We start from the raw sequence: 7,835 nt of genomic DNA on the forward strand, positions 1-7,835 counted from the left end.
TTACTGTATAGTTTTCGACATCGATTCGGGGGGACGTTTGATGTATAAGCTCTACATTGTGGATGATGAAAGCTCTGTGCGCGCCGGTCTGAGGGACTGCGTCGATTGGCCCTCCTTCGGACTCCAGGTCGCCGGGGAAGCGGAGGACGGGGAACTGGCTTTGCGGGAGATCCGGGAGGATCGGGACATCCGCATCGTATTGACGGACGTCAGGATGCCGCATATGGACGGAATTGAAATGGCCGAACGGCTTGCCGCAGAAGGCCATCCTGCCAAGCTCGTATTCGTAAGCGGATACGGGGATTTGGACTATTTAAAAAAGGCGATCCGACTGGAAGCCGTCGATTATCTATTAAAACCGGTGCGTCTGGGCGAGCTGACAGAACTCCTGCACCGTCTCGTCGACAAGCTGAACGAGGAAGAAGAGGCGCGGAAGCGATTGAACGGCCTGCAAATCAAGCTGAACCAGAGCATTCCGCTGCTGAGGGAACGGTATTTGGCCGCCCTTGTCCTGGACGGAGCCAGGGATTTGGAGGGACTAAGGAGCAAATTTGATTTTCTCGGCATTCGCCTCCCCGTCTCTCCGATTCGACTGGGCGTGTTCGCCGTCCGGATCGACGATTACGGCAAAGTGTTCGGAGCGCTGCCGGAGCAAGAGCGGCAATTGCAAGCGTTCGCCCTGCTAAACGTGATCGAGGAGGTATTGAACGAGCGCTATTCGGGACACGCCTTCGAAGTACGGACGGGAGAATTCGCCGGAATCGTGCAGTTTGCCTCCGACAATGACGAGGACGGTTTTTTCGCCTTGATTCAACTGGTCAAGGAACAAATCAACCGACTGCTAAAGCTTGAGGTGACGATCGGGGTAGGGCCGGCGGCGGAACGATGGGAAGAGCTGCCGAAAGCTTACGGCCAGGCCGCCCATGCATCGGAGTATAAGTGGTATGTTGGCAAAAACCAGATTATTTCGATGGACGGGCTGATCGGCCCTCCCGCCATCCCCGCTTCCGAGGAAAGCGAGAAGTCCGAACCGAAGGAGATCGCCGCCTTGTTGAAGGGGCCGGATCAGGAAGCCGTTCGGTTGGCTGCGGAGAGAGCATTGGAAGGCGGCGAAGGAACGGACGCCATCTTGCGGACCCGAATTGCCGGCGCGCAGCTTCTGGCCGCATGCGTCGAGCTCCGGCAGGAAATGAACCTGCCCGCCGAACGTCTCGAGGGGAGCGAGCTGCGGTTCTGGCAAGCGATCGCTTCGGCGGAGACAATCGTCGAGCTTCGCGAGGAAGCCGTTCGTCATTTGAGCCTGACTCATGCGGAGATCTCGGACAAGCGCGAGAAAAAAACGCACAACGTCGTCGAACAAATCCGTCGTTTCATCGAAGAGCATTACGCGGAAGACCTGACGAACGCCCGAATCGCCGCTTCCGTATATTTGACGACGACTTACGTCTGCCTGCTGTTCAAGCAAGAGACGGGAATGACGCTGAACGAATACGTCATCGAGACGCGAATCGCCGCGGCCAAGGCGCTGCTGACCGATCCGGCCAATAAGCTGTACGACGTCTGCTACGCGGTCGGGTACAAGGATCCGGGCTATTTCGGCAAGCTGTTCAAGAAGCAAACCGGGTATACGCCCGGGGAATTCCGGGAGCGGGGCTTATGAACGGTTGGAGATGGCTGAAGGGGTATCTGAGGGCGTACTCCGGGGCAAGCATTACGAAAAAAGCGATCGCAATCTACGTCGCCGCCGTCCTGATTCCCGGTTGCCTCCTGTTCTTTCTCTACTACCGACAGACATCCGGTATCATCGAACGGGAGATGAGCGATTCGATGCTGCAGACGCTGAATCAAGCCGAGTACAACATCTCAAACGGCTTAGCCAATGTCGCGAGCGTCTCTGATAACGTGATCGCCAACCAGGTCATCGTTGAGTATCTGAGCAGTTCCGCCAAACCCGCATACGAACAGTTCCAGCAGTTCCAGGAGCTCGAAAAGCTGGTTGCCAGCCTGGAACGGAGCCGCGGCATTCATCGGATTCGCCTGTTCGTCGATCCGAAGCTGACCTATTCGCGGGAGGGCATTCATTTTTTTCCGCTGCCTCTCCTGGATAGCGGCTCCTCCTGGTATCGGAGCATGGTCGATCGCAACGGGGCCAATTATTGGCGCGGGACCTATCGCCAGCCTTATCTGGGAGAGTCCGATGCCGACGTCCTATCCGCTGTGCGCATGCTTCACGATCCGCTTCATTACGAGACGGTCATGGGGGTGCTGTCGGTCGACGTCAAAGCGGACTTAATAGGGGATATCTTAAATCGGGTTTCCCTGTCTCCTTCTCAGGAGGTGTTCGTCGTGAACGACGATCGCCTGCTCGTCTCCCATCCCGATACCAGCCGGCTCGGTCAGCCCTCCGATCTGACCGTGACCCAGATGGAATGGCTTTCGCATTCGGCCGAGGGCCGCTTTCGGGACGACCAGGGGGCTTCTTCCTTCCTGTTCCGCCGGATTCCGAACACGGATTGGACGATCGTCGCCAAGCTGCCGACTTCGGAGCTTTCCGGCAAGAGCGTCGTGTTGACGAAGATCTCCGCGGTGCTGCTGCTGGGGATCGGCTCCGTCGTCTTCATCTTCTTTCTGGTGCTGGCTTTCGCGGCGGCTGCCGAAAGCCTGAACAAGCGGATAAGAGATATGATCCGCAATCTCAAGGTCGCTGGATCCGCCCATTTCGACGGCAGCTTGCCGAAGCCTAAAGGGGATCTGCGCCAGCTCGAAGGCGCGATTTCGCGCATGGTCCAGACCGTACACGATCTGACCGCGGAATCTTACCGCTCCAAGCTGCACGAGCGGGACGCCCAATTAAAGGCGCTTCAGGCGCAGGTGGATCCGCATTTCCTGTACAATACGCTGGACAGCATGAATTGGATGGCCATACGCCGAGGGGCCGGAGAGATCAGCGACCTGATCGAGGCGCTCTCGACCTACTTCCGGCTGAGCCTGAGCAAAGGCCGCGACGTGGTCACGCTCGCCGAAGAGCTTCAATTGATTCGCTCCTATATGCACATTCACAACACCCGCGACGAGGGCGGCATCGAGATGATCTGCAATGTCGAGGAAGCGCTGCTAACCTGCCGTCTTCCGAAGCTGACGCTGCAGCCGATCGTCGAGAACGCGGTTCTGCACGGCATCCATCGGAAACGGCCGAAGCGGGGGACGATCGCGATCTCCGTCCGGAGGGAAGGAACTTGGCTGACGATCGATATCCGGGATGACGGGGTCGGCATGCCGCCGGAACGACTGGAGCAGCTTCTTGAGCCTCCCGGTTCGGACAAAGCAGGCGAAAGCTACGGCATTTACAACGTGCATGAGCGCCTCCGTTTATTTTCCCACGATAACGGGGCGGGAGTGACGATCGCCTCGGAGCCTGGAAGGGGAACGACCGTGACGCTAAAAATCAGGCTGGACGCCTGATGGTTCGCGCCCGGATCGGGAAAAGGATAGGAGCTTTGCGGAGCTCCGATCTTCTCCCCCGTTCCGGGCAATCGAGTCGGGCTGCCGACTCGCCGCGTCTGGAGGCCGGTGCCCGATTCGTTGGCTCTCCTTGGCTCCGTTACTCGAGCACGCGAAACGTTCCATTCCCGAACGCCAGCAGCTCTCCGTCCGCCGTTCGCACTCGCGCCTGGGTCGTGACCGTTTTACGGGACATGTGCGCGATCTCCGCCTCGACGAAAATTCGACCCTCCCTGACGGGAGCGACGTAGTTCATGTTCAGATGAGTCGTCACCACGGCAGCTTCCGGGCGCGCAAGCATCGCCGCCAGACCCATTGCGGAATCGATCATCGTCGCGTGAACTCCGCCGTGCAGAATGCCGATCAGATTAAGATGCTTTGGCTCGATGTCGAGCGACACGACTGTCCGCCGTTCATCCACCCTTTCGAACGAGCAGCCCACCCAGCCCCAGAACGTCGATTCCGCCTTTGCCTTCCACTGCTCCAACTGCGGAGGAAGCTCGTTTTCCTCGCTTGATGCCATCCGCTCTCCCCTCCTTTACGCTACTGTCCGCCCGAGCTGCCGTCTTCCTCCTCGATCAGCTTGCGACGCAGCACCTTGCCCGACATCGTTTTGGGAAGCGTATCGCGGAATTCGATCTGTTTGGGTACCTTGTACGCCGCCAGCTTCTCCCTGCACCATCGCTCCAACGCCTCTTTATCCCGAGCCGCTCCTGAACGCAGCACGATAAATGCCTTCACCGTTTCTCCGCGATAAGGATCGGGCACACCCGCGACGCTGGCCTCCTCGATGTCCGGATGCTCGTAGAGCACCTCTTCCACCTCTCTCGGGTAGACGTTATAGCCCCCCGCGATAATGACGTCCTTGCGCCGGTCGACGATATAGCAATAGCCCTCTTCATCGATTTTGCCCAGATCGCCGGTCAGCAGCCAGCCGTCGCGAAGCACCTTCGCGGTCTCGTCGGGTCGGTTCCAATACCCCTGCATGACTTGAGGTCCGCGAATCGCCAGCTCGCCGATCTGTCCGATCGGCACGTCCTCGAACGTGTCCGGATCGACGAAGCGAGCCTCGGTATCGGGGAAAGGGATGCCGATCGAGCCGTTTTTGCGCCGCTCCCAAATGTTGTTGGCATGCGTTACCGGGGAAGCCTCGGTCAGTCCGTAGCCCTCGATCAGCTTGCCTCCGGTCAGTTCCTCGAAGCGCTCCTGCACGTACAGGGGCAGCGGCGCGGCGCCGCTGATGCAGAAGTTGATCGAAGAGAAATCGTACTTCCGCACCTCGGGATGATTAATGATCGCAATGTACATTGTCGGCGCACCCGGAAATTGCGTCGGCTTTTTCTTATGAATCGTCTTCAACACCTGATCGACCTCGAAGCGCGGCAGCAGCACCAGCGTATTCGCCGCATAGACGCCCAGATTAAGCAGTACAGTCAGGCCGAACACGTGGAAAAAAGGCAGTGCGGCCAGCATCCGTTCCTTGCCGTTGTCTGTCCGGTAGCACCACAGCCGAGTCTGAATCGTATTGGCAACGAGGTTGTAGTGTGTGAGCATAACTCCCTTGGCCAGCCCTGTCGTTCCTCCCGTATACTGCACAAGCGCCAGCTCCCGCTCGGCGTCGACCTCGGCCAGGACGGGAACGGCGGGATGACGCCCAAGCAGTTCGCCAAACGATAGCACCTGTTCGTCGTAGCCAACTTTTACCGCTGTCCCGTCCTTTTTCTGCTTCAGACCGTACAGCACGTTTTTCGGGAACGGCAAGTAATCCCGGATCGAAGTGACGATGATCCGTTCCAGCGGCCTCTTAGCCGTCGCTTGCCGCACGCGGTTTAACAGCAGATCAAGCGTAACGATGATGCGAGAGCCGGAGTCTGCAAGCTGATGCTCCAGCTCGCGGGGCACGTAGAGAGGATTCGTCATCACGACGACTCCGCCCGTCATCAGAATGCCGAAGTAGGCGATGACCGCCTGCGGACAGTTCGGCAGCATGACGGCGACGCGATCGCCCTTGCGTACGCCCAGATCGAGCAGGGCGTTCGCGAAGCAGCGAGATTGCGACAACAGCTCGTCGTAAGTTATCTTTTTTCCCAGAAACTCCAGGGCGATCGTATTCGGGTACTCTGCGGCGGCTTCTTCCAGAAAACAAGCCAAATTATGCTTCGGATAATCGTACGAGTGCGGGACTTCGGCAGGATATTCCTTTAACCAGGGTTGTTGGGTCACAACCTGCACCTCGCTCTCACTTTGGTGAGTTCACACGACGTACTTTTCCGCTTCGATGACCTTGCCCGCAATCCGCCGCTTTAAGCCGATCGTATCGACCGCCGTCCTCCGGCCCAGCTTCTTCAGAATGGACAACTGCGTCCGCAACATATCGCCCGACTCCATCGCCGCCAGCGTCTCCCGCGCCCGCTCCTCGATTTTGCCGAACTCCTCATGGACGAAGACGGATGTCATATCGACAGCGGTGCCTGCTTTGGCATCGCCGCTGCGGTCGAGGAGTTTGCGTGTGCGCAGCAGCGCACTCTCCATCGCGAATATCGAGATCAGCATGTCGGCCAGATGGCTGAGCACCTCCTGCTCCCGATCCAGCTTCGTCTGATACTTCTGGACCGCCTGCGCGCCGACCATCAGGAACACCTTTTTCGCCATCGCGAGCAAATGCGTCTCCTGTTCCAGCACTCCTGCAAACTCCCGACTCGGCATCGGTTCCATCAGCTCGGCCTGCAGCGCCATCGCCTTCTGCATCAGTGGCAGCTCGCCTTTTAACGCGCGTTTGATCAAGGCTCCGGGAATAAGCAATCGATTAATCTCGTTCGTCCCTTCGAAAATACGGTTGATGCGCGAATCCCGATAAATCCGTTCGATGCGATACTCCTGAATGTAGCCGTAGCCCCCGTGGATTTGCACGCCCTCGTCGGCCACGAAATCGAGCGCCTCCGAACCGAACACCTTATTGATCGAGCATTCGAGCTGGTATTCCGCAATCGCCTTGGCCGCCTGCAGGCCGACGTTGTCCGCGCCGTGATCGACCTCGGCCAGCCCTTCGTCGAACAAACCGGCGGTGCGGTACACCATGCTTTCCAACGCAAAGGCGCGGATGTTCATCTCCGCCAGCTTCTTGCCGATAAGCGGAAACGAGGAGATTGGGCGGCCGAATTGCACGCGTTCGTTGGCGTACTTGGCGGACAGCCCGATCGCTTCCTTAACGGTGCCGAGCGCGCCCGCAGCCAGCTTAAACCGTCCGATGTTCAAAATGTTGAAGGCGATCAGGTGGCCTTTGCCGGCTTCCCACAACAGATTTTCGGCCGGCACTTTGACATCTTCAAGAATAAGCGGACAGGTGGACGAGCCCTTGATGCCCATTTTCTTCTCCTCCGGCCCAATGCTGACGCCCGGCATCGTCCTCTCGACGATAAACGTACTGAAGTCGGTTCCATTCACCTTCGCATACACGATGAAAATATCCGCGAAGCCCGCGTTCGTAATAAACTGCTTCGTCCCGTTCAGCACGTAAAACTGGCCGGCCTCCGTCGGGGTCGCCGTCGTCTTCGCGCCTTGAGCGTCCGAGCCTGAAGACGGCTCCGTTAAGCAGTATGCGGCTAATTTCTCGCCCGAGGCCAGCTGCGGCAAATATTTGCGCTTCTGCTCCTCGGTGCCGAAGTAGACGATCGGCAGCGTGCCGATGCCGACATGCGCTCCGGCGGACAGCGCGAAGGAGCCGGCCTTGGCGAACCGCTCGCCGATTAGAGTCGTGCTGACCTTATCCAGCCCGAGCCCGCCAAAGGCTTCAGGTACATCCGCGCCGAGCAGGCCGGTCTCGCCCGCTTGTCGCAGCTTCGCCACGGTCAGCTCGTAGTTCAGCTTCTCGATCGCCTCGTCATGGGGCGCGATCTCGGCCGCGACGAAATCCTCGGTCGTCTGCGCGATCATCCGATGCTCCTCGGTAAAATCCTCCGGCGTCACAATGCGGTCCGCACCGATGTCCTCGATGATGAAGCTACCTCCGAGGACTTTGCCGCTTACCGTTTCTCCCATCGTTTTCCTCTCCTTTGAGATGCTCAGAAAATGCGAATCCGCCCGGCCTGCGAGATTAGGTGGGGGCCTCTGCTGAGGCGGGGCCTTAGCCCGGAGGCACTTTTTTGACCTCCGCGGGGGCCGGGCCGTGGCTCCGAGGCACTTTTTTGCACTAGTCATGCATCAAACCTAACATGAAAAAACGATCTCCATAATTACCTGTATAAGGAATATTATGATTGTTTTCTCGTAGCCAAACGCATTAAAGCTCCTTTATTGTAGAAATGACGCGTTATCCATCATTTCTCCAAAAAAGG

Annotated in this window: 5 protein-coding genes; 2 read left to right on the forward strand and 3 right to left on the reverse strand. The window is 58.3% G+C overall.

All coding sequences use genetic code 11. The features are described from left to right. Window positions 1-40 precede the first annotated feature (40 nt). Window positions 41-1,660: a response regulator transcription factor gene (locus DFP98_RS34335; RefSeq protein ID WP_116065143.1), complete on the forward strand. Its 1,620-nt coding sequence runs from the start codon at window positions 41-43 to the stop codon at window positions 1,658-1,660. After that, window positions 1,657-3,462: a cache domain-containing sensor histidine kinase gene (locus tag DFP98_RS34340; RefSeq protein ID WP_116065144.1), complete on the forward strand. Its 1,806-nt coding sequence runs from the start codon at window positions 1,657-1,659 to the stop codon at window positions 3,460-3,462. Before DFP98_RS34335 ends, DFP98_RS34340 begins: the two co-directional genes overlap by 4 nt. 139 nt (window positions 3,463-3,601) lie before the next feature. On the opposite strand, the gene DFP98_RS34345 is transcribed toward DFP98_RS34340, so the two are convergent. From DFP98_RS34345 to DFP98_RS34355, 3 genes are read right to left on the reverse strand one after another with little or no spacing between them, the layout of a single operon-like run. Next, a complete protein-coding gene (locus DFP98_RS34345; protein ID WP_116065145.1) occupies window positions 3,602-4,024 on the reverse strand; it encodes a PaaI family thioesterase in 423 nt (140 codons plus the stop codon). Window positions 4,025-4,044: 20 nt separating this feature from the next. Further along, window positions 4,045-5,724, reverse strand: a complete 1,680-nt coding sequence (locus DFP98_RS34350) for a long-chain-fatty-acid--CoA ligase (protein WP_181918126.1) — start codon at window positions 5,722-5,724, stop codon at window positions 4,045-4,047. A 30-nt stretch (window positions 5,725-5,754) separates the two neighbouring features. Then, the gene (locus tag DFP98_RS34355; RefSeq protein ID WP_116065147.1) at window positions 5,755-7,539 is read right to left on the reverse strand and encodes an acyl-CoA dehydrogenase family protein; all 1,785 of its coding nucleotides are present in this window, start codon (window positions 7,537-7,539) and stop codon (window positions 5,755-5,757) included. Window positions 7,540-7,835: the final 296 nt, after the last annotated feature.

Origin of the sequence: Cohnella phaseoli (genome assembly GCF_003386235.1) — a bacterium.
GTDB classification, from domain to species: domain Bacteria; phylum Bacillota; class Bacilli; order Paenibacillales; family Paenibacillaceae; genus Cohnella; species Cohnella phaseoli.